This window comes from Embleya australiensis (assembly GCF_051903075.1).
Taxonomy (GTDB): Bacteria; Actinomycetota; Actinomycetes; order Streptomycetales; family Streptomycetaceae; genus Embleya.
In genome coordinates this window covers 5,181,546-5,201,223 of the sequence record NZ_CP182422.1, presented here as the reverse complement: position 1 = coordinate 5,201,223, position 19,678 = coordinate 5,181,546, and the positions used below count along the sequence as shown (strand labels likewise).

General features: G+C 70.8%; 15 protein-coding genes. 7 read left to right on the top strand and 8 right to left on the bottom strand.

Annotated features, from left to right (window positions below; all coding sequences use genetic code 11):
• Window positions 1-110: 110 nt before the first annotated feature.
• Together ACMXN5_RS22650 and rpsP are read right to left on the bottom strand one after the other, a co-directional pair.
• Window positions 111-350, bottom strand: a complete 240-nt coding sequence (locus tag ACMXN5_RS22650) for an RNA-binding protein (protein WP_020553237.1) — start codon at window positions 348-350, stop codon at window positions 111-113.
• Between the two features lie 2 nt (window positions 351-352).
• The gene (gene rpsP, locus ACMXN5_RS22645) at window positions 353-820 is read right to left on the bottom strand and encodes a 30S ribosomal protein S16 (protein WP_439676720.1); all 468 of its coding nucleotides are present in this window, start codon (window positions 818-820) and stop codon (window positions 353-355) included.
• A gap of 267 nt (window positions 821-1,087) precedes the next feature.
• Between rpsP and ACMXN5_RS22640 the strand changes: the two genes are divergently transcribed.
• On the top strand, window positions 1,088-2,794 hold the full coding sequence (locus ACMXN5_RS22640) for a proline--tRNA ligase (RefSeq protein WP_439676719.1): 1,707 nt from the start codon (window positions 1,088-1,090) through the stop codon (window positions 2,792-2,794).
• A gap of 66 nt (window positions 2,795-2,860) precedes the next feature.
• Here ACMXN5_RS22640 and ACMXN5_RS22635 read toward each other — a convergent pair whose 3' ends face one another.
• The 6 genes from ACMXN5_RS22635 to ACMXN5_RS22610 all read right to left on the bottom strand — a co-directional run bounded on the left by ACMXN5_RS22635 (window position 2,861) and on the right by ACMXN5_RS22610 (window position 11,063).
• A complete protein-coding gene (locus ACMXN5_RS22635; protein ID WP_439676718.1) occupies window positions 2,861-4,579 on the bottom strand; it encodes an alkyl sulfatase dimerization domain-containing protein in 1,719 nt (572 codons plus the stop codon).
• Window positions 4,580-4,605: 26 nt separating this feature from the next.
• Window positions 4,606-5,157, bottom strand: a complete 552-nt coding sequence (locus tag ACMXN5_RS22630; RefSeq protein ID WP_439676717.1) for a GNAT family N-acetyltransferase — start codon at window positions 5,155-5,157, stop codon at window positions 4,606-4,608.
• Between the two features lie 118 nt (window positions 5,158-5,275).
• Window positions 5,276-6,844 (bottom strand): signal recognition particle protein, encoded by a 1,569-nt coding sequence (ffh, locus tag ACMXN5_RS22625; RefSeq protein ID WP_439676716.1) that lies wholly within the window; start codon window positions 6,842-6,844, stop codon window positions 5,276-5,278.
• A 113-nt stretch (window positions 6,845-6,957) separates the two neighbouring features.
• The gene (locus ACMXN5_RS22620) at window positions 6,958-9,327 is read right to left on the bottom strand and encodes a [protein-PII] uridylyltransferase (protein WP_439676715.1); all 2,370 of its coding nucleotides are present in this window, start codon (window positions 9,325-9,327) and stop codon (window positions 6,958-6,960) included.
• A gap of 87 nt (window positions 9,328-9,414) precedes the next feature.
• Window positions 9,415-9,753, bottom strand: a complete 339-nt coding sequence (locus ACMXN5_RS22615) for a P-II family nitrogen regulator (protein WP_439676714.1) — start codon at window positions 9,751-9,753, stop codon at window positions 9,415-9,417.
• A complete protein-coding gene (locus ACMXN5_RS22610) occupies window positions 9,750-11,063 on the bottom strand; it encodes an ammonium transporter (protein WP_395788074.1) in 1,314 nt (437 codons plus the stop codon). Before ACMXN5_RS22610 ends, ACMXN5_RS22615 begins: the two co-directional genes overlap by 4 nt.
• 578 nt (window positions 11,064-11,641) lie before the next feature.
• Here ACMXN5_RS22610 and ACMXN5_RS22605 point away from each other — a divergent pair.
• The 6 genes from ACMXN5_RS22605 (at window position 11,642) to ACMXN5_RS22580 (ending at window position 19,615) form a co-directional block, all read left to right on the top strand.
• The gene (locus ACMXN5_RS22605; protein ID WP_126642836.1) at window positions 11,642-12,592 is read left to right on the top strand and encodes an ABC transporter permease; all 951 of its coding nucleotides are present in this window, start codon (window positions 11,642-11,644) and stop codon (window positions 12,590-12,592) included.
• On the top strand, window positions 12,589-13,491 hold the full coding sequence (locus ACMXN5_RS22600) for an ABC transporter permease (RefSeq protein ID WP_439676713.1): 903 nt from the start codon (window positions 12,589-12,591) through the stop codon (window positions 13,489-13,491). Before ACMXN5_RS22605 ends, ACMXN5_RS22600 begins: the two co-directional genes overlap by 4 nt.
• A 127-nt stretch (window positions 13,492-13,618) precedes the next feature.
• Window positions 13,619-14,707, top strand: coding sequence for an ABC transporter ATP-binding protein (locus ACMXN5_RS22595; RefSeq protein ID WP_395788670.1), 1,089 nt, complete (start codon window positions 13,619-13,621; stop codon window positions 14,705-14,707).
• The gene (locus ACMXN5_RS22590; protein ID WP_439676712.1) at window positions 14,704-15,846 is read left to right on the top strand and encodes an ABC transporter ATP-binding protein; all 1,143 of its coding nucleotides are present in this window, start codon (window positions 14,704-14,706) and stop codon (window positions 15,844-15,846) included. The genes ACMXN5_RS22595 and ACMXN5_RS22590 overlap by 4 nt, the downstream gene beginning before the upstream one ends.
• 211 nt (window positions 15,847-16,057) lie before the next feature.
• On the top strand, window positions 16,058-17,659 hold the full coding sequence (locus ACMXN5_RS22585) for an ABC transporter substrate-binding protein (protein ID WP_439676711.1): 1,602 nt from the start codon (window positions 16,058-16,060) through the stop codon (window positions 17,657-17,659).
• Window positions 17,660-17,998: 339 nt separating this feature from the next.
• Entirely contained in the window at window positions 17,999-19,615 is a 1,617-nt protein-coding gene (locus ACMXN5_RS22580; RefSeq protein ID WP_439676710.1) for an ABC transporter substrate-binding protein, read from the top strand.
• Window positions 19,616-19,678: the final 63 nt, after the last annotated feature.

Below are 19,678 nucleotides of genomic sequence, written 5' to 3'. Positions count from 1 at the left end.
AACCGACCGGACCCGACGGCCCGACCGCCGAGCACCGGAAATGCCAAGAAGCTGCCCGGCGGATATGACTCCGCCGGGCAGCTCCCGGTTGGACGTGATGTCCGGGTACGTCAGCGAACCTGGTCGACGTCGACGAGGTCGACGCGGACTCCCCGGCCGCCGAGCGCGGTCACGACGGTACGCAGCGCACGCGCGGTGCGGCCACCTCGCCCGATGACCTTCCCGAGGTCTTCGGGGTGGACCCGGACCTCGAGAATGCGGCCGCGGCGAAGATTACGCGCCCGTACCTTGACCTCGTCCGGATGCTCGACGATGCCCTTGACCAAGTGTTCGAGGGCTTCCTCGAGCACGGTCAGCCCTCGTTAGCGGCGGTCTCGGCGGCGGCTTCGCCCTCGGCGGCCGGAGTCTCGGTCTCGGCGGCGGCCTCGACCTTCTTCTCCTTCTTGGCCTTCGGCGTGGTGGCGCCGTCCTTGGGCTCGTCCATCGCCTCGCGGGCGGCGGCCTCGAAGAGCGACTTCTTGTCGGCCTTCTCCGCGGCGACCAGGAGCGGGGCCGGGGCCGGCTCGCCCTTGTGCTTCTGCCAGTCGCCGGTCAGCTTGAGGATGTGCGCGACGGGCTCGGTCGGCTGCGCGCCGACGCCCAGCCAGTAGAGCGCACGCTCGGAGTCGACCTCGATACGCGAGGGGTTCTCCATCGGGTGGTAGATACCGATCTCCTCGATCGCCCGACCGTCACGCTTGGTGCGGGCGTCGGCGACGACGATGCGGTAGTGGGGCGAACGGATCTTGCCCAGGCGCTTCAGCTTGATCTTGACTGCCACGAGAGTGGTGTCTCCTGCATCTTGACGTGGGTGAACAGCCGGCGTTCACGTGGGGACATGAGGCTCGGCTGATCGTGGACACGGTAAGCATGCGGAGAGAGGGTCCGGCAATGCCCCGGGTACTCAGCTCGCCATTCTGCCAGACTTCCGGGCGCCGACCAAAGCCGGGGCGAGGACCGGGGGAAAACCCGGGTGGTCGAGCCTCGCGCGGCTTTTAGAATGCAGGTCGCACGCCCTTCCCCCTAGTCGTTAGGTCGCCACGGTCTCATGCGTTGGTCCGAACTGTACGTACCCACTCTCCGTCAGGACCCCGCCGACGCCGACGCGGTCAGCCACCGTCTGCTCGTGCGCGCGGGCTACATCCGGCAGCTGATGGCCGGCCACTACTCGCTGCTGCCGCTCGCGGTGCGGGTGCGCGCGAAGGTCGTGCACATCATCCGCGAGGAGATGGACCGGATCGGCGCGCAGGAGATGATCCTGCCGACGATGCATCCGGCCGAGATCTGGCAGAAGAGCGGTCGCTGGGAGGTCATGGGCGACGAGATGTTCCGGCTCAAGGACCGCAAGGGCACCGACCTGGCACTGGGCATGACGCACGAGGAGATCTTCACGACCCTCGCGCTCGAACTCAGCTCCTACCGCGACCTGCCGCAGACCTGGTACCAGTTCCAGACCAAGTTCCGGGACGAGCCGAGGCCCAAGAGCGGTCTGATCCGGGTGCGCGAGTTCACCATGAAGGACTCGTACAGCTTCGACCTGGACGCCGAGGGGCTGGACCGTTCGTTCGAGGCGCACCGGCAGGCGTACGTCCGCATCTTCCAGCGGCTGAACATCCCCGCGATCGCGGTGCAGGCGTCCAGCGGCACCATGGGCGGCAGCGGCTCGACCGAGTTCATGTGCCCGTCGGCGGCCGGCGAGGACCTCGTCGTGCACTGTCCGAACTGCGACTACGCGGCCAACGTGGAGAAGGCCACGTCCACGCTCGCGGCGATCGAGGACGGCCCGGGGCTCGACGCGCCGGAGCGGTTCGACACCCCCGGCGTCAAGACCATCGAGAACCTGACCAGGGCACACGGCGTCGCGGCCGACCGGCAGATCAAGACGCTGGTCTACATGGTCGGCGGGCAGCTCACGCTGGCCCTGCTGCGCGGGGACCACGCGCTGGTCGAGCAGAAGCTGATCGACACCACCGGCTCCAACGACGTGCGCCCGGCCACGCCGGACGAGATCAAGGCCGCGCTCGGCGCGTACCCGGGCAGCCTGGGCGCGGTCGGCGTGACCGACCTGCCGATCCTGGCCGACGAGGCGCTGCGGGGCCGTCGGGACATGGTCACCGGCGCCAACGTGGACAAGGTGCACGTGCGCGGCGTGGACGTCGAGCGGGACATCGCGGTGGGTCGCTGGGTGGACCTGCGCGAGGTGGTGGCCGGCGAGCCGTGCCCGAAGTGCGGCACCGGCCTGGAGGTCGAGCAGACGGTCGAGATCGGCCACATCTTCAAGCTCGGCGACAAGTACACCAATGTGCTCGGGGTGAACGTGCTCGGCGCGGACGGCGAGCGGATCACCCCGGTCATGGGCAGCTACGGCATCGGTGTCGAGCGCGCGATGGCCGCGATGGTCGAGACGCACCACGACAAGAACGGCATCGTGTGGCCGGTCGCGGTGGCGCCGTTCGAGGTCGCGGTCGCGCTGCTCGACGTCGACGACGAGAAGTCGCGCACCACCGCCGAGGAGATCTACGCGGAACTGCGGCGGCAGCGGGTGGACACGATCCTGGACGACCGCGCCGAGCGTCCCGGGGTGAAGTTCAAGGACATCGAGCTGGTCGGCATCCCGTTCCGGGTGACGGTCGGCGCCCGCAGCCTGGCCGAGGGCAACGTGGAGATCGTCTCGCGCGCGAGCGGCGAGAAGGCGCTGGTCCCGGTCGCCGAGGCGGTCGAGTACGTACGCAAGCTGGTCCTCGACGCGAGCTGACCCCCTCGCGTAAGGCCTGAGTGCCCCCGCCGGACACACCCGGCGGGGGCGCTCGTCGTGCGGGGGTCAGCGCAGCGTCAACTCGGTGGGCCTGCGCGGCTGGAGCGGGTCGAACAGGTCGAGCAGGGCCGCCGCCTCCGCCGCGCCGCCCCGAATCGCCCGGGCGTCCCCGCCGGCCAGCGCGCCGCGCAGATCGGTCCGGCCCAGATGCAGCGACTCCACGGTCTCGCGCGGCAGTTCGAGGACCACGGCGGCGTCCGCCGGGATCTCCCGCAGGAAGCGGGCCACGCCGCGATGGATGTGCAGCGCCACCTCCTCCTCGCCGTGCACGCCGCCGAGCACCCGCCAGCCGAGCACGGTGTCCACCTCAAGCGCCTCCTCCGCGCGCAGCCGGGTGGTGTACAGCTCGATCAGCCAGGCCGCCGGGATCCGGGCGACCAGGTCCCTGGGCGCGAAGACCGCGGCGAAGTTGATCAGCGGCAGGATCGGCTGGATCCGGTCCTCCAGCTCGTCCGCGCTGGTCAGGTACCAGTTGCGCCAGTTGACGTTCAGCTGGGCATAGCCGAGTCGGCGAAACGCGGCGGCCTTGACCGCCCGCGCGTCCGAGTCCTCGCGGTCGATCCGGGTCAGGTGGGTGGCCAGCTCGGCCGCCCACTGGTACTCGCCCGCCTCGTACGCCTCGGTCGCCGCGCCGAGCACCCGCTCCCGGCCGCCCATCAGCGCCACCGTCCGGCGCGCGTGCTCGGCTCGGGGCAGCGGATCCAGGTCCACCGGATCGCCGCCGAACCAGCCGAGGTAGCCGAAGAAGATCTGCCGCACGGTGTGCTTGACGGTGCCGTAGTACTCCCGCGCGTACGGCGCGTACGAGGCCAGGTGTTCGGGCAGTTCGATCGTCTCGGCCAACTCGTCCGGGGTCAGCCCCTCGTTCATCCGGCGCACGGTCTGGTCGTGGATGTACTGGATGCAGTCCCGCTCCACGGCCAGCACCTCGGCGACCCGGTCCGCCCCGGACACCGGTTGGCCGTGGCTGGGGATCAGGTGCGCGGCCCCGTGCGCGCGCAGCGCGTCGATGCTGCGCACCCACTGCATCGGGTCGCGGTAGCGGCACCCGCGCAGGGTGTGGATGTTGGGCAGGGTCGGTCCCTGGATGGTGTCGCCGCACAGCAGCACGTCGCTGTCCGGCAGGTACACGCTGATCGCGTCGTCGGTCTCGCCGGGATTGTGGAACAGTCGCAGCCGCACCCCCGCGACCTCGGTCTCCAGCACGTCCCCCACCAGCACGGTGGGCATCACGAACGACGGCGTGCCCACCCCGGCGTGCGGGCCGACCGCGTCGTTGACGCCCTCGGTGTCCGAGGGGCCGAGGAGGTTGCCGAGCGAGTACACCGAGCGCAGGCCCATGATGTGCAGCGTGGGCCCGGACTGGTCGGTGAGCGCGGCCAGGAAGGTCCGGTGCGCGTACACGTCCACGTCGGGCGTCGCGGCCCAGTGGCTCAGTCCGTTCACATGGTCGGGGTGGTGGTGGGTGACCACCACGGCCCGCACCGGGGCCCGGGGGTCGCGCAGTTGCGGTCGCAGTTCGGCCTCGATCACCGCGGCCAGGTCCGCCCCGCTGCCGGTGTCGACCACCACCAGTCCCTCGGGGCCCTCGATCACCGCGGCGTTGGCCGAGGACCAGCCCACGGCGACGTGCACGTGTCCCGCCACGGTGTATACGCGCTTGGCGAAGTGCGCGGTGTGCGCGGCGAGTTCTGGATGAACGGCAGGCTCGACCTCGTACGTCATGGGCGGGCAGCCTGCCATGTCCGGCCCTACGAGGGAAGAATGGTCTTCTCCGCGCCCGGCCACTCCTCGGCGGTCAACGCGAAGCGCTCGTGGTCGCGCCAGGCGTCGTTGAGGAACAACATGCGCGGGGTGAAGCCCTCGTAGCGAAAGCCCATCCGGCGCGCGAGCGCGATCGAGGCGTCGTTGCCGGGCTGCACGTTGATCTCCAGGCGGTGCAGCGCGAGACCGTCCGCGGCGAACACCCGATCGATCACCAGGGCCAGCCCCTCGGTCATCCGGCCGGTGCCCGCGTAGGGCGTGTAGGCGTCGTAGCCGAGCGTCGCGTTGCAAAAGCGCGCCCGCACGATGTTCGAGACGTTGATCCGGCCGGCCAGGCCGCGCTCGGCGAGGTCGATCACCAAGAACGTGCGGAAGGTGTCACCCTGGCGGCGGATCAGGTCCGGCAGGTCGTTCGGGTCGGCCGGGTTCCAGCGGGCGATGTGCTCGGAGCGGCGGATCGCCTCGGCGGAGGCGTCCGCGTCGGCCGCGGTCGGCGGTCGCACGCCCACCCGGCACCCGGGCACGGTGTACAGGTCCATGGCCCCGTCATCTCCATCCTCGCCTCGTCGTCCGAGCGGGTCGGGACGGCACCTCGTGGGTGTGCCGCGACGTGGTGCGCCCACGTCGCGGTCCCCGCCCGCCTGTTGTGCCCCGCCGCTACTTCTGCCCCGGCGGCAGGAAGTTCTTGAACTCGTCGGGCAGTTCGAAGTCGGCCGCGCCGCCCGCGCCGTTGCCGGCCGGCAGCCCGAACGGGTTGGCGGCGCGCTCCTCGCGCCGGGCCGCCTCGGCCGCCGCCTCCTGCTTGCGCTTCATCGGGTTGCCCGACTGACGCTTGCCCTTGGCCTGCTTGGGCGCCTTGCCCTTCTTCCGGCCGGCGCCGCCGCCCATGCCCGGGATACCGGGCATCCCCGGCATGCCGCCGCCCTTGGCCATCTGGCCCATCATCTTGCGGGCCTCGACGAACCGCTCGATCAGGTTGTTGACCGCGTTGACCTCGGTGCCGGCGCCCTTGGCGATACGCGCCCGGCGCGAGCCGTTGAGGATCTTCACGTCGGCCCGCTCGGCCGGCGTCATCGACTTGATGATCGCCGCGACCCGGTCCAGGTCGCGGTCGTCGATGTTGTCGATCTGGTCCTTCATCGCGCCCATGCCGGGCAGCATGCCGAGCAGCTTCGAGATCGAGCCGAGCTTCTTGACCTGCTCCATCTGCTGGAGGAAGTCCTCCAGGGTGAAGTTGTTGCCGCCGCCGTGCAGCTTCTCCGCGGCCTTGAGCGCGAGGTCCTGGTCGTACTTGGCCTCGGCGATCTCGATCAGGCTGAGCATGTCGCCCATGCCCAGGATGCGCGAGGCCATCCGGTCGGGGTGGAACGCGTCGAAGTCCTCGAGCTTTTCCCCGCTGGAGGCGAACATGACCTGCCGGCCGGTCACCGAGGCGACCGACAGGGCCGCGCCACCGCGCGCGTCGCCGTCGAGCTTGGAGAGCACCACGCCGTCGAAGCCGACGCCGTCGAGGAACGCCTGCGCGGTGACCACCGCGTCCTGGCCGATCATCGCGTCGACGACGAACAGGATCTCGTCCGGCTTGACCGCGTCGCGGATGTCGGCGGCCTGCTGCATCATCTCGGCGTCGATGCCGAGCCGGCCGGCGGTGTCGACGACGACCACGTCGTACTGCTTGGTCTTGGCGAACTCGATCGAGTCGCGAGCCACCTTGACCGGGTCGCCCACGCCGTTGCCGGGCTCGGGCGCGTAGACCGCGACGCCCGCGCGCTCGGCGACCACGGAGAGCTGGTTGACCGCGTTCGGGCGCTGGAGGTCGCAGGCGACCAGGAGCGGCTGGTGCTTCTGCGCCTTGAGCCACTTGCCCAGCTTGCCCGCGAGCGTGGTCTTGCCCGCGCCCTGGAGGCCGGCGAGCATGATCACCGTGGGACCGGTCTTGGCGAAACGCAGCCGGCGGGTCTCGCCGCCGAGGATCCCGACCAGCTCCTCGTTGACGATCTTGACGATCTGCTGGGCCGGGTTGAGCGCGCCCGACACCTCGGCGCCGCGGGCGCGTTCCTTGACCCGGGCGATGAACTCGCGGACCACCGGGAGCGCCACGTCGGCCTCGAGGAGGGCGACCCGGATGTCGCGGGCGGTGGCGTCGATGTCGGCTTCGGAGAGCCGCCCCTTGCCGCGAAGGTTCTTGAAGGTCGCTGCGAGGCGGTCGGAGAGAGTGTCGAACACGTCGGCAGAGGTCCTTCGTCAGATACGGGTGGTGTCGGGCCCAGCCTAACCGCCCACCGAGCGGTCGTGACGGGGGCACGCGTCCCGGTTCCGCCGGCGGCGGGCCCGACCGGTCACGGCGCCAGCGCCTTCTCCAGGGTCCTGGCCAGGCCGCGGGCCTCGGCGGCGGCCAGCGGCGCGCCGTCGGGGGCGACCACGTAGAAGGCGTCCACCGCGTCCGCGCCGTGGGTACCCACCCGGGCCTGCCGGACGCTGACGTGCGCGTCGGCGAGGGCTTGGCCGATGCGGTGCAGCAAGCCGGGGCTGTCGGGCGCGCGTACCTCCAGGACCGTCGCGGTCGCGGACGCGTCGGGGATCACCTCGACCCGGGCGGGGGCGCGCGGGGCGCCGCGCCGGGGCGGGTAGGCGGCCTCGCGTTTGGCCAGCCGGGCGGCCACGTCGAGCCCGCCGTCCAGGGCCTTGCGCAGGTCCTCGCGCAGCGCCGCCGGGTCGGGCAGTCGGCCGAACTCGGTCTCCACCGTCCATACCGTGACGCCGAGCGCGTCGACGACGTCGATCGCGGCCGAGCGCACGGTGAGCCGGTGCAGCGCGAGCACGCCCGCCGCCAGCGCCAGCAGGCCGACCCGGTCGGCGGCGGCGATGGTCACCTCGGCGCCGAATGGCAGCGGCTCCAGACGCACCACCGGCAGGTCGCCGGACACCTCGGCGAGCACAATGCGCTCGGCCGGCAGCGCGAGCGCCGCCGGCGCGGGGCGGCCGGCGAACACCGCCCTGGTCCGGGCGACGAGGTCCCGGACCAGGGCGTCCCGCCAGTCGCTCCACGCGGCGGGTCCGGTGGCGGCGGCGTCGGCCTCGGTGAGCGCGTGGAGCAGTTCGAGGGTTTCCACGCTGCCCACCGCCTCGGCGAACGCCGCCACGGTGGTCGGGTCGTCCAGGTCGCGTCGGGTCGCGGTGTCCACCAGGAGCAGGTGTCGGCGCACCAGCGTGCCGATCACGTCCACGTCGTCCTTGGCGAAGCCCATCCGCGTGGCCGCCTCGCGCGCGATCACCTCGCCGCTGACGCTGTGGTCGCCGGGCCAGCCCTTGCCGATGTCGTGCAGCAGCGCGGCCACCAGGAGCAGGTCGGGCCGGGCCACCCGGCGGGTGTGCGCGGCGGCCTCGACCGCGGTCTCGATCAGGTGCCGGTCGACGGTGAAGCGGTGGACGGCGTTGCGCTGCGGCCGGCAGCGTACCCGCTCCCAGTCCGGCAACAACCGGGTGATCAGCCGCCTCGATTCCAGCGCCTCCCACACCGGCAGCACGTCGCGCCCGGCGCCGATCAGCGCCACGAACGCCTCGCGCGCGTCGGCCGGCCACGGATCGCTCGGCGGCGGGCACTCGTTCGCCAGCCGGTCCACGGTGTGCCGCGACAGCGGCAATCCGGCCCGGGCCGCGGCGGCCGCGGCGCGCAGCAGCAGGACCGGATCCCGGGCGGGCCGGGCGGCCTGGGCGAGCACCACCTCGCCGGCGTGCTCGACCACGCCCTCGGCCAGCGGCGTACGGGCGGACATCCCGGTGCGCGCCCGGCGCAACCGGCGCAGCCCCGCGCCCGCCTCGCGCGCGGCCAGCACCCGGGAGACCTCGCGCCAGGTCACGTCGCCGGCGTAGGCCAGCGCCCGGGCCGCCTCGGAGACCCGGCGAAGCAGGGTGTCCGCGTCGAGCAGGCCGAGCCGGCGGGCCACCGCGTCCTGTTCCTGGAGCAGCAGCCGGTCCGCGCCGCGCCCGGTGACCAGGTGCAGCGCGTCGCGCACGTCGAGCAGGGTGGCGCGGGCGGCGTCCACCTCCTCGTGCGGGGCGTCCGCGATCCAGGAGGCGGAGATCGCACGCAGGGCGGTGGCGTCGCGCAGACCGCCGCGGGCCTCCTTGAGGTCGGGTTCGAGCAGGAAGGCGACCTCGCCGTGGCGTTCCGCGCGCTCGCGGCCGGCCCGGTGCAGTTCGGGCAGCCGCTTGACCGCTGCGGCGCGCCACGCGGTGAACATCGACGTGCGCAGCGCGGCGGTGGGTTCGGGGTCGCCGGCGATGTGCCGGATGTCGAGCAGGCCGGTCTGTACTCGCAGGTCGTCGGCGGCGGCCCGGCGGGCCTCGTCGGGGGTGCGCACCGAGTGGTCGAGGGCGATGCCCGCGTCCCAGACCGGGTACCAGATCGCCTCGGCGAGTTCGGCGACGCCGGCGCGGCCGTCGTGCAGCAGGACCACGTCGAGGTCGCTGCCCGGGGACAGCTCCCGGCGGCCGTAGCCGCCGACGGCGACCAGGGCCACGCCTCGCGGCGGGGCGCCGGCGGCGGTGAACAATTCGGTCAGCCAGCGGTCGGTCAGCGCGCAGAGCGCCTGCCGGCGGGCGGCGCCGGCGGGCCCGGCCGGATCGGCCAGGAGGTCGTCCCGGGCCCGGGTGTAGCGCGAGCCGGCGGTCGGTTCCATGGTGACTGCTCCCTCGTTCACGGGCATCGGCGCGCGCCGCGCGCTCGACCCGAAAAGGCCGATGGCCGGACCTGCCCCGAACACGCGCTTCGGGGCGGGACCGGCCATCGGGTCCTACAGGGCTTCCGGGCCGCGTTCGCCCGTGCGGACCCGGACCACGCTGCCCACGGGGACGATCCAGGCCTTGCCGTCGCCGATCTTGCCGGTGCGGGCGGCCTTGACCAGGACTTCGAGCAGTTCCTCGGCGTCCTCGTCGTCGGCGAGCACCTCGATGCGGACCTTGGGCACGAGGTCGACCTGATACTCGGCGCCCCGGTAGACCTCGGTGTGGCCGCGCTGCCGGCCGTAGCCGCTCGCCTCGGTCACGGTGAGGCCGTGCACGCCGAACGCCTGGAGGGCATTCTTGACGTCGTCGAGCCGGTGCGGCTTGATCACCGCCGTGATGAGCTTCACGCATCCACCTTCGTGTCGGCGGGTGCCGCGGCACCCGCGCCCGTAGCGGTGCCGATGCCCGCCGTCGGTCGGGTGGAACCGCCGAGAGCGGCGAAGTCGTACCCGGTCTCGGCGTGCTCGACCCGGTCGATGCCGGCCACCTCGTCGTCCTCGGACACCCGGAAGCCGATGGTCTTGTGAATGACCGTGCCCAGGATGTACGTGACCACGAAGGAGTAACCGAGGACGGCACCGACGCCGATCAGCTGCTTGCCCAGCTGGTCGAAGCCCCCACCGTAGAACAGGCCCTTCGCGTCGCTCTGGACGTGACCGGTGGCCAGCAGGCCGGGGGCGAGCGAGCCGATGATGCCGCCGACCAGGTGCACGCCGACCACGTCGAGCGAATCGTCGTAGCCGAGCCGGTACTTCAGGCCCACCGCCCACGCGCAGACCGCGCCCGCGACCACGCCGAGCGCGATCGAGCCGAGCGGGCTGAGCGCGCCGCACGCGGGGGTGATCGCGACCAGGCCGGCCACCGCGCCGGAGGCGGCGCCGAGGGTGGTCAGGTGTCCGTCGCGGATCTTCTCCAGGAACAGCCAGCCGAGCATCGCCGCGGCGGTGGCGATCTGGGTGTTGATCAGGGCCCGTCCGGTGACGCCGTCGGCGGCCAGCCAGGAGCCGGCGTTGAAGCCGAACCAGCCGAACCACAGCAGCCCGGCGCCGATCATCACCAGCGGCAGGTTGTGCGGGCGCATCGGGTCGCGCTTGAAGCCGACCCGCTTGCCGATCACCAGGACCAGGGCCAGTGCCGCGATGCCCGCGTTGATGTGTACGGCGGTGCCGCCGGCGAAGTCGATCACGCCCTTCTCGAACAACCAGCCGTCCGCGGCCCAGACCCAGTGCGCGACGGGGAAGTAGACCAGGGTGACCCAGAACGCGACGAACAGGGCCCAGGCGGTGAACTTGGTGCGGTCCGCGACGGCGCCGCTGATCAGCGCGGGGGTGATGATCGCGAACATCAGCTGGAAGGCCGCGAACACCGTGACCGGGATCGTGTAGCCGTCCCACAGTTCCGCGACTCCGATGTCGCGCATGCCGTACCAGTCCAGGTTGCCCACAAGGCCGCCGAAGGCGTCCGTGGAGAACGTCATGGAAAACCCGTAGAGCACCCACAGCACCGTCACGACAGCCAGGCAGATGAAGCTCATCATCAACATGTTCAGGACGCTCTTCACGCGGACCATGCCGCCGTAGAAGAACGCCAGCCCGGGCGTCATGAGCATCACCAGTGCGGCGCTCAGGAGTACGAATGCGGTGTTACCCGTGTCCATACTCTGCCTCTCTTCTCCGTGGCCCCGGCCGACCTCCGGGAGCTCATGGGAAGGAGCTTCGGGGTGTGAGGTTTCACGCCGTGGCGCCCCGTGTTTCGCCGACGTGACGCTTGCCGCACGAGTGTTTCGGGCGGATGAACGTCCGCTCACGCCTGCGAACGGCCGGATCCCGCCGGTCACCGAGACCGTCCCGGCCGGTCGCCGGGAGTGTCCGAGGGGTGTCCGCGGGGTGAGCGGAACACGTCCCGCACACGGCCCGTCGACGACATCTGACGCACCGTCAGTTAGCTGCTCTCCACACCTTGTTCCCGCAGGTCGACACGTGCCGACGACCGGCGGCGCGCCGGCTCGCGACGGACGTTTTCGACCCGCTAACGGTTGCGATGAATCCATTGACATTGATCGCGCCCACTGCCGTAATTAATCACCGCGCTTAACTGACGACCCGTCAAGGCACGTGTCACCACCGGTGATCCGGCCGACCCGGGCCTCGTCGCCTCGGCGCGGGTGTACCACCGCACGGAATGTTCAACAGACCTCGTCAACCGACCAGACCAGCGAGAGGGGGTGACACCGTCGTGTTGCGCCTGCTCGGTCGCAAGTTGCTGGCCCTGATTCCGGTGCTGTTCCTGGTCACGTTCGCGACCACGGCCCTGCCCGACCTGGTGGACGGTTCACCGGTCGCCCAGATGCTCGGCCCCGGTTCCACGCCGCAGGACCTGAAGGACCTGGAGCACGAGTTCGGGTACGACAAGTCGCTGCCCGTCCGATACGTGACCTGGGTGGGCAATGCGCTCACCGGCGACCTCGGGGAGTCCCTGAAGACCCGGACCTCCGTGATGGACGGCATCGCCGAACGTTTCCCGGTGACCCTGGAACTCGCCGTCTTCGCCCTGCTCATGGCCCTGATCGTGGCCGTGCCGCTGGGTGTGTGGACGGCCGCCAAGGCCGGCGGCCGGGTGGACCGCGTGATCGGCGGCGTCTCCTCCGGGCTGCTGTCCATCCCCACCTTCGTGAGCGTGTTCATCCTCGTCTACTTCTTCGCCAACCCGAAGATGATGCTCGCGTTCAAGCCGACCGGGTGGGAGTACATCTCGGTCGACTTCGCCAAGAACATCGAGTTCGCGTTCCTGCCCGCGCTCGCCCTCGCGCTCGCCGAGATCCCGCAGTTCCAGCGCCTGTTGCGCAGCGACATGCTGGCCACGCTGCAGGAGGACTTCATCCTCACCGCGCGCTCCAAGGGCCTGTCCACGCCGTACGTGCTCTTCCGGCACGCGTTGCGGCCCTCGTCGTTCTCGCTGCTGACCGTCTCCGGGCTGACCCTGGGCCGGTTGATCGGCGGCACCGTCATCGTCGAGTCCTACTTCGCCATCCCCGGCCTCGGACAGGGCATGTACCAGGCGATCAACGGCAAGGACATCCCCGTCGTGCAGGGCACGGTCGTGGTCATCGCGCTGATCTACGTGCTGCTCAATACGCTCGTGGACATCGGCTACTCCCTCATCGACCCGAGAGTGAGGGCCCGATGAGCACACTCGAAACCGCCCCCGCCGTCGGCGAGACCCCCGCGACGGTGGCCGCCGCCAAGAGCGGCAAGGCGCGCAAGCGGCCGAGCTTCCTGCTCTGGTTCGCCATCGCGTGGATGGCCGTCGTCCTGCTCGGCGCGCTGCTCAGCCTGGTCGCCTCCGACGTGTTCCCGCACGGGTACGACAAGGCGTTCGGCGAGGCCAAGCAGGCACCGTTCTCCAGCTGGCCGGAATTCCTCGGCACCGACGGCCTCGGCCGCAGCCACCTGACCCGGCTCGCCTTCGGCGCGCGCGTATCGATGATCGTCGCGCTGGTGTCGGTCGTGGTCGGCGTGCTCGTCGGCGGCCTGCTCGGCCTGGTCGCCGCTTACTTCCGCGGCGTCACCGAGATGGTCATCGACCTGTTCTCCGACGCGCTGCTCGCCTTCCCGCCGCTGATCCTGCTGCTCGCGCTGTCCTCGGTGTACGAGCCGTCGCAGACCAGCATCACCGCGGGGCTCGCCGTGCTCACCATCCCCGGCTTCACCCGGCTGACCAAGGCGAGCGCGATCGCCCAGTCCAACCGCGAATACGTCACGGTGGCCAAGGCGATGGGCGCGGGTCCGGGTCGGATCATCTTCAAGGAACTGCTGCCCAACACCTTCCCCGCGGTGATGTCCTACTCGGTGATCGTGATGGCCGTGCTGATCGTCGCGGAGGGCTCGCTGTCCTTCCTCGGGCTCAGCATCCCGCCGCCGATGCCCAGTTGGGGCGGCATGATCAACTCCGCGAAGGACGATCTGTCGCTGTATCCGTCCCAGGTGTTCGTGCCCTGCGCCGTGTTGTTCTTGACCGTCTTCTCGCTCAACGTCATCGGCGACCGGCTGCGCGCGAAGTTCGACGTCCGCGACACCAAGCTGTAGCCGCGGCACCGGCGACGGCCCCCCGAACGGCCGTCGCCGGCGCCCTGCTTCGACCCCATCACACAGACGGGACCGCTCTCATGAATGGGATCCAACGGCCGCGCGGCACGAAGGTGGCGTGGTGACCATGGCGGAGCCGACCACGACCGGCTCGCCCACGCCGGACGAACCCCTGCTGCGGGCCGAGGACCTGCGGGTGCACCTGGACACCCCGCGCGGCCTGCTCAAGGCCGTGGACGGCGTGTCCTTCGCCATCGAACGCGGCGAAACCCTCGGCCTGGTCGGCGAGTCCGGCTCGGGCAAGTCGATGCTGGTGCGCTCGCTGATGGGCATCTGCCCCTCGATCGCCAACATCCGGGGCAGCGTGCGCCTGGACGGACGCGAACTGGTCGGGGTTCCGCGCAAGGAGGCCCGGAAGATCTGGGGAAACCGGATCGCGATGGTCTTCCAGGACCCGATGACCTCGCTCAACCCGGTGTTGCGGATCGACCGCCAGCTCACCGAGTCGATGCGGCTGCACCTGGGCCTGGGCAAGAAGGAGGCCGGCGAGCGGGCGATCGAACTGCTCACGCTGGTCGGCATCCCCGAACCGCTCAAGCGCTCCCGGCAATACCCGCACCAGCTCTCCGGCGGCATGCGCCAGCGGGTGACCATCGCGATGGCGCTCGCCTGCGACCCCGACGTGCTGATCGCGGACGAGGCCACCACCGCGCTCGATGTGACCGTGCAGCGGCAGATCCTCGACCTGCTCCAGGAGATCCAGGCCGAACGCGGCATGGGCATGATCCTGGTCAGCCACGACCTGGGCGTGGTGGCCGGACGCACCGACCAGATCGCCGTGATGTACGCCGGTCGGATGGTCGAACACTCGCCCACCGCGGACCTGTTCGCGCATCGCCGGCACCGCTACACCGAGGCCCTGCTCGGCGCCGTGCCGCGCCTGGACGTACCGCGGGACCAGCGGCCGCGCGCGATCCCGGGCAGCCCGCCCGACCTGATCACGCTCGCCTCCGGGTGCGCGTTCGCGGCCCGCTGCGGCGCGGCCGACGACCTGTGCCGCGCGCAACGCCCCGAGCTGGGCGAGGACTTGGGCACGCACCGGTTCGCCTGCCACCACCCGGTCGGCACCGACGCACCGGCCGACGGCGCCGCCGACGCCGCCTCGGGCACCGGCGCCGACGAGAAGCCGTCCCTGATGAAGGAGACCCCCGCATGACGGCCGACGACACCGCGCCGGGCGCGCTCGCCCTCGACGACAAGCCCGCGGCCGTCACGGGTACCGACCCGCTGCTCACGGTCACCGACCTGGTCCAGCGTTTCCGGGTCCCCGGCGGGATGATGAACGCGGTCGCCGGGGTCAGCTTCGAACTCGGCCGCGGCCGCACCCTCGGCCTGGTCGGCGAATCCGGCTGCGGCAAGTCCACCCTCGCCCGCGCGATCCTGCAGCTGACCAAGCCGTCCGAGGGCTCGGTGCGGTTCGACGGGCAGGAGTTGACCACGCTGCCCAAGGCGGGCCTGCGCACCATGCGCCGGCGCATCCAGATGGTGTTCCAGGACCCCATCTCGGCGCTGAACCCGCGCCGGAAGATCTTCGACATCGTCGCCGAGGGTTTGGTCATCTCCGGCCTGCCCGCCGAGCAGATCCGCCCGCGCGTGGAGGCGGTATTGCGCCAGGTGGGGCTGGACCCGGAGCTGGTCTCCGATCGCCGGCCGCACCAGTTCTCCGGCGGCCAGTGCCAGCGGATCGCCATCGCCCGGGCCATGGTCGTCGACCCCGACCTGCTGATCTGCGACGAACCGGTGGCGTCGCTCGACGTGTCGGTACAGGCGCAGGTGCTGGACCTGCTCGACGAGATGAAGCACCGTACCGGCGTGTCGATGATCTTCGTCGCGCACGACCTCGCGGTGGTGCGCAACATCAGCGACGACGTCGCGGTGATGTACCTGGGCACCATCGCCGAGACCGGGGACACCGCGGCGATCTACGACACGCCCGCGCACCCGTACACCCGGGCCCTGCTGGACGCGGTGCCCGCACCCGACCCGGCCGCCGCCCCGTCCGGTCCCGCGCTCGGCGGCGAGATCCCCTCGCCGATGAACCCGCCCAGCGGGTGCCGGTTCCGCACTCGTTGCCCGATCGCCCGCGCGCAGTGCGCCACGCATGTGCCCACGCTGCGCGAGATCGCGCCGGGGCACCGGGTCGCGTGTCACTTCCCGCTGGTGGGCGAGGCGGCGGTGTTCGCCGACGAGGCGACCACCGGCGCGCCGAAGGCCGAGGCCGCGCCCGCCGCCGTGCAGGCCGCGGACGCCGAACCGGCCGCGGAGCCCGGTTCCGAGGCCCCGAAGCAGGACTGACGCACTCTCGTCCGACGCGGTACGGCCCACGACCGGCCGTACCGCGTCGCTGTGCGTACACAGCCGTGTCCGGGTCGGTCGATCGAGGCCCGAATCGGGCATCCCGCCCTCGATGCGACACGTGTCGAGCTATAGCCTCACGGCGCTGACCGCGCTGTTCGCGCGGCAACCGGCCTCCGGCCGGCCTGCTCCACGCTTGAGGACGTTTTCTGTGGCACACGCACGACCTTTCGCCCTTCGGGCCCGCCGCCGCGCCGCCGCCGTCGTCGCGGTGATCGGCCTGCTGGCCGCGGCCGGCTGCGGCTCCGACTCCGGTGAGCCGCCCAGCGCGGTGGGCACGCCCCGGGCCGGTGGCTCGCTGGACATCCTGGCCACCTCCGACGCGCGCAGCCTGGACCCCTTCCTGCCCTCCTACGCCGCGCAGGCCGACGGCAACCGGATGGCGGCGCTGTACGACAGCCTGCTGTGGACGAACCCGGTCACCGGCTCCGTACAGCCGCAGTTGGCGGAGAGCCTGAACCCGGTGGAGGGCAGCGGGAACAAGATCTGGAGCCTGCGCATGCGGCCCAATCTGAAGTTCACCGACGGCACCGTCTTCGACGCCGCGGCGGTCAAGATCAACTGGGACACGCATGCGGTCCCCACCACCAACTCCCGCCAGCGCGACGCCACCGTGGGGATGAAGAGCCAGATCGGCGCGGACGCGCTGGAGCTGCGGATCATCCTGGACAAGCCGAACGGCAACTTCGACCGCCTGGTCGCGCGCAGCCTGTCCTTCATCGCCTCGCCCAAGGCGATCGCCGAGGGCGTCGACAAGCTGGCCGAACACCCGGTCGGCGCCGGTCCGTTCATGCTGGCCCCGGGCGGTTGGGTCAAGGGCGACCACCTGACCCTGGTGAAGAACCCGACCTACTGGCAGGGTCCGGCCAAGCCGTACCTGGACTCCATCACGTTCCGCTACGAGTCCAGCGGCACCGCGGCGGTCGACCGGGTGAAGAAGGGCCGGGCCGATGTCGCGAACGTCAGCGACGCGTTCACCCTCAAGGCCGCGCGCGCGGCCGGGATCGGGGTCGAGACCCTGGCACTGTCCGGCGGGCAGTTGCTCAGCTTCGACACCTCCGGCGGCCCGACCGCCAACCCGGACGTGCGGCGCGCGATCGTGCTGGCGCTGAGCAGCGAGGAGATCAACCGGCGCGTGTTCGGCGGCGCCGGCACCCCCGCCCGCGGCATCTTCAATCAGTCCACCGCGCTGGCCAATCCGCAGTTGTCGGCGCCGGAGAACAAGCCGCAGCAGGCGGCCGAGCTGTTCGCCAAGGTGACCGACAAGGGCGCCAAGCCGATGCGGATCAAGTTCATCGCGCCCAAGAGCGCCGCGATCGACGAACTCGGCCGCTACATGAAGGAGACGCTGGAGAAGTTCCCCGGTGTCACCCTCGACGTGGAGACCGCCGACCTCTCCGAGTTCGTCAAACGATCGAATCTGGCCGACGCGTTCGACGTCAAGGTCAGCCAACTCCTCGCCGACGACCCGGAGCCGGTGGTCTACCAGTACCTGCACCGCGGCAGCCCGAGCAACTGCTGCTTCTACGGCGACGACGCGGTGGACCGCGCGCTGGACGACGCGCGCAACACCACCGACCCCTCCCGCCGGCGCGCCGCCTACACCCAGCTCCAGCTGCAGTTGGACCGCGACATGCCGCTGTGGGTCTACCAGGAGGCGGTGGTCGCGGGCGTGTTCCACTCCGGGGTCACCGGCGTGCAGCTGTGCAACGACGGCATCTTCCTGTTCGACCGGCTCGGCAAAAAGGGCTGACTGGTCATCAGAAGTACAACGGTGACCCGATCTTGATGGACCCGTTCGCCGGAAGGCAGTAGAAAGGGACGGCGCCCTTACCAGTCGGTTCGTGGAGGCCGGGAATCATTCCTCGATTCCCGGCCTTCACGCATCTCGTCTCCAGGTCGCAGACAGTCGAGTACTCCCGTACACCCCGTACCACCGCACGACCGCACAACCGCACGGACGCACCACCATGCTCCACCCGGGGCACCGTCGCCCTCTCCCCCCGAGTCGGCCGGCGCCCCCGGCACCAAGCACGTCCGCCGCCCGGGCCCGGTTGCCCGGACGGTCCGTCAGGTGAAGGTTGGCCTTGCAGTGACTCGTACTTCCCTGTTGTCCCTTCGATCCTCGTGTCGTACCCGCCGCCGAATAGTCGCGCTGCTCGCGGCGACCGCGCTGGCCGGCGGCCTCGCCGGCTGCGGGAACGACGACGACACCAAACCGTCGGCCGCGGGCACGCCCAAGCAGGGCGGCTCGCTCACGATGAGCCTCCCGGGCGACTCCACGAGCCTGGACCCCTTCTCCACCTCGTACGTGAACGTCGCCGACGGAAGTCGGATGTCCGCGCTGTACGACTCGCTGGTGTGGACCGATCCCACCACCGGCAGCGTGCGCCCGCAGCTCGCCGAGTCGCTGGCCGTCCTCGGCAGCAAAGCCGACACGTGGCGACTCAAGCTCCGCCCCAACGTGAAGTTCAGCGACGGCACGGTGTTGGACGCCGAGGCGGTCCGCTTCAACTGGGACCGGCACAAGGACCCCAAGATCGGTTCCTTCCAGCGGGGCGCGGCGAGCAACATCCTCTCGCTCACCGTCAGCGACCCGCTCACGCTCGACATCAAACTGATCTCCGAGAACGCGAACTTCGACCACCTGGTGACCCGTTCGCTCGCCTTCATCGCCTCGCCCACCGCACTGCGGGCCAGCCCGACCGGAATCGCCGACAAGCCGGTCGGCGCGGGCCCCTACAAGCTGGTGGCGTGGGAGCGTGGGGTCAAGCAGACCTTCACCCGCAACCCCGACTACTGGCAGCGCGAGAAGGGGCTGCCGCACCTGGACAACCTGACCATCACCGTCGACACGGACGTCACCCACTCAGTGGCGGCGGTCGACGACGGCAAGACCGATCTCACCGTCGCGGTGGACCCCCTCGCCGTCGCGCAGGGCGAGGACAAGAAGCTCGGCGTGTTGCGGATCGGCCTCAACGGCGGCCAGATGGTCGTGTTCAACATGAACGTCGCGCCGTTCAAGGACCTGCGCGCCCGCCGCGCGTTCGTCTTCGCGTTCAGCGGCGCCGAGATCAACCAGAAGTTCTTCGGCGCCAAGGGCATCCCCGCCAAGGGCATCTTCGCGGCGTCCTCCCCCGTCGCCAACATCCAGCTGGCCGCGTCGGAGAACGACAAGCAGCGGGCGAAGGAACTCTTCGACGACGTCACCGCGAACGGCACCAAGCCGATCAAGTTCACGTACTGGGTGCCGCAGGCGCCGGCCTCGATCCGGGTCGCGGAGTACATGAAGCAGGTGCTCGGCACGTATGCCGGCGTCGAGATGGAGGTCAAGGTCGTCGACATCGCGACCTACGTCAAGACCGTCCGCGGCGGCGGCAGCACCGAGTGGCAGGCCGCCCTCGGACAGCAGTGGATCGACGACCCGGAGCCGGGCATCTACGATCTCCTGCACGGCAAGAGCATGACGAACAACAGCGGTTACGAGAACGCCTCGGTCGACACCGCGCTCGAGGACGCGCGCAAGACGACCGACCCCGCGGCCCGACGTGACGCGTACACGCGTGTACAGCTGCAGGTGAACAAGGACATGCCGTTCTGGGTCTACCAGGAAGCGGTCACCGCCGCGATCTACGCCCCCAGGATCACCGGCGTCCAGCTGATGAACGACGGGATCGTCCTGTGGGACCGGATCGGAACCACCGGCTAGTCGTTCCACCTCGTCCCGCCCGGAATCCGTGAATCCGGGCGGGACGCCCCCGGCGCATCCGGG

Excerpts from the sequence above, each read along its gene's own strand:
- ACMXN5_RS22610 (WP_395788074.1), bottom strand. The coding sequence starts at position 11,063 with ATGGACACGGGTAACACCGCATTCGTACTCCTGAGCGCCGCACTGGTG.
- ACMXN5_RS22630 (WP_439676717.1), bottom strand. The coding sequence starts at position 5,157 with ATGGACCTGTACACCGTGCCCGGGTGCCGGGTGGGCGTGCGACCGCCG.
- ACMXN5_RS22595 (WP_395788670.1), top strand. The coding sequence starts at position 13,619 with ATGGCGGAGCCGACCACGACCGGCTCGCCCACGCCGGACGAACCCCTG.
- ACMXN5_RS22640 (WP_439676719.1), top strand. The coding sequence starts at position 1,088 with ATGCGTTGGTCCGAACTGTACGTACCCACTCTCCGTCAGGACCCCGCC.
- ACMXN5_RS22600 (WP_439676713.1), top strand. The coding sequence starts at position 12,589 with ATGAGCACACTCGAAACCGCCCCCGCCGTCGGCGAGACCCCCGCGACG.
- ACMXN5_RS22590 (WP_439676712.1), top strand. The coding sequence starts at position 14,704 with ATGACGGCCGACGACACCGCGCCGGGCGCGCTCGCCCTCGACGACAAG.
- ACMXN5_RS22620 (WP_439676715.1), bottom strand. The coding sequence starts at position 9,327 with ATGCCCGTGAACGAGGGAGCAGTCACCATGGAACCGACCGCCGGCTCG.
- ACMXN5_RS22635 (WP_439676718.1), bottom strand. The coding sequence starts at position 4,579 with ATGACGTACGAGGTCGAGCCTGCCGTTCATCCAGAACTCGCCGCGCAC.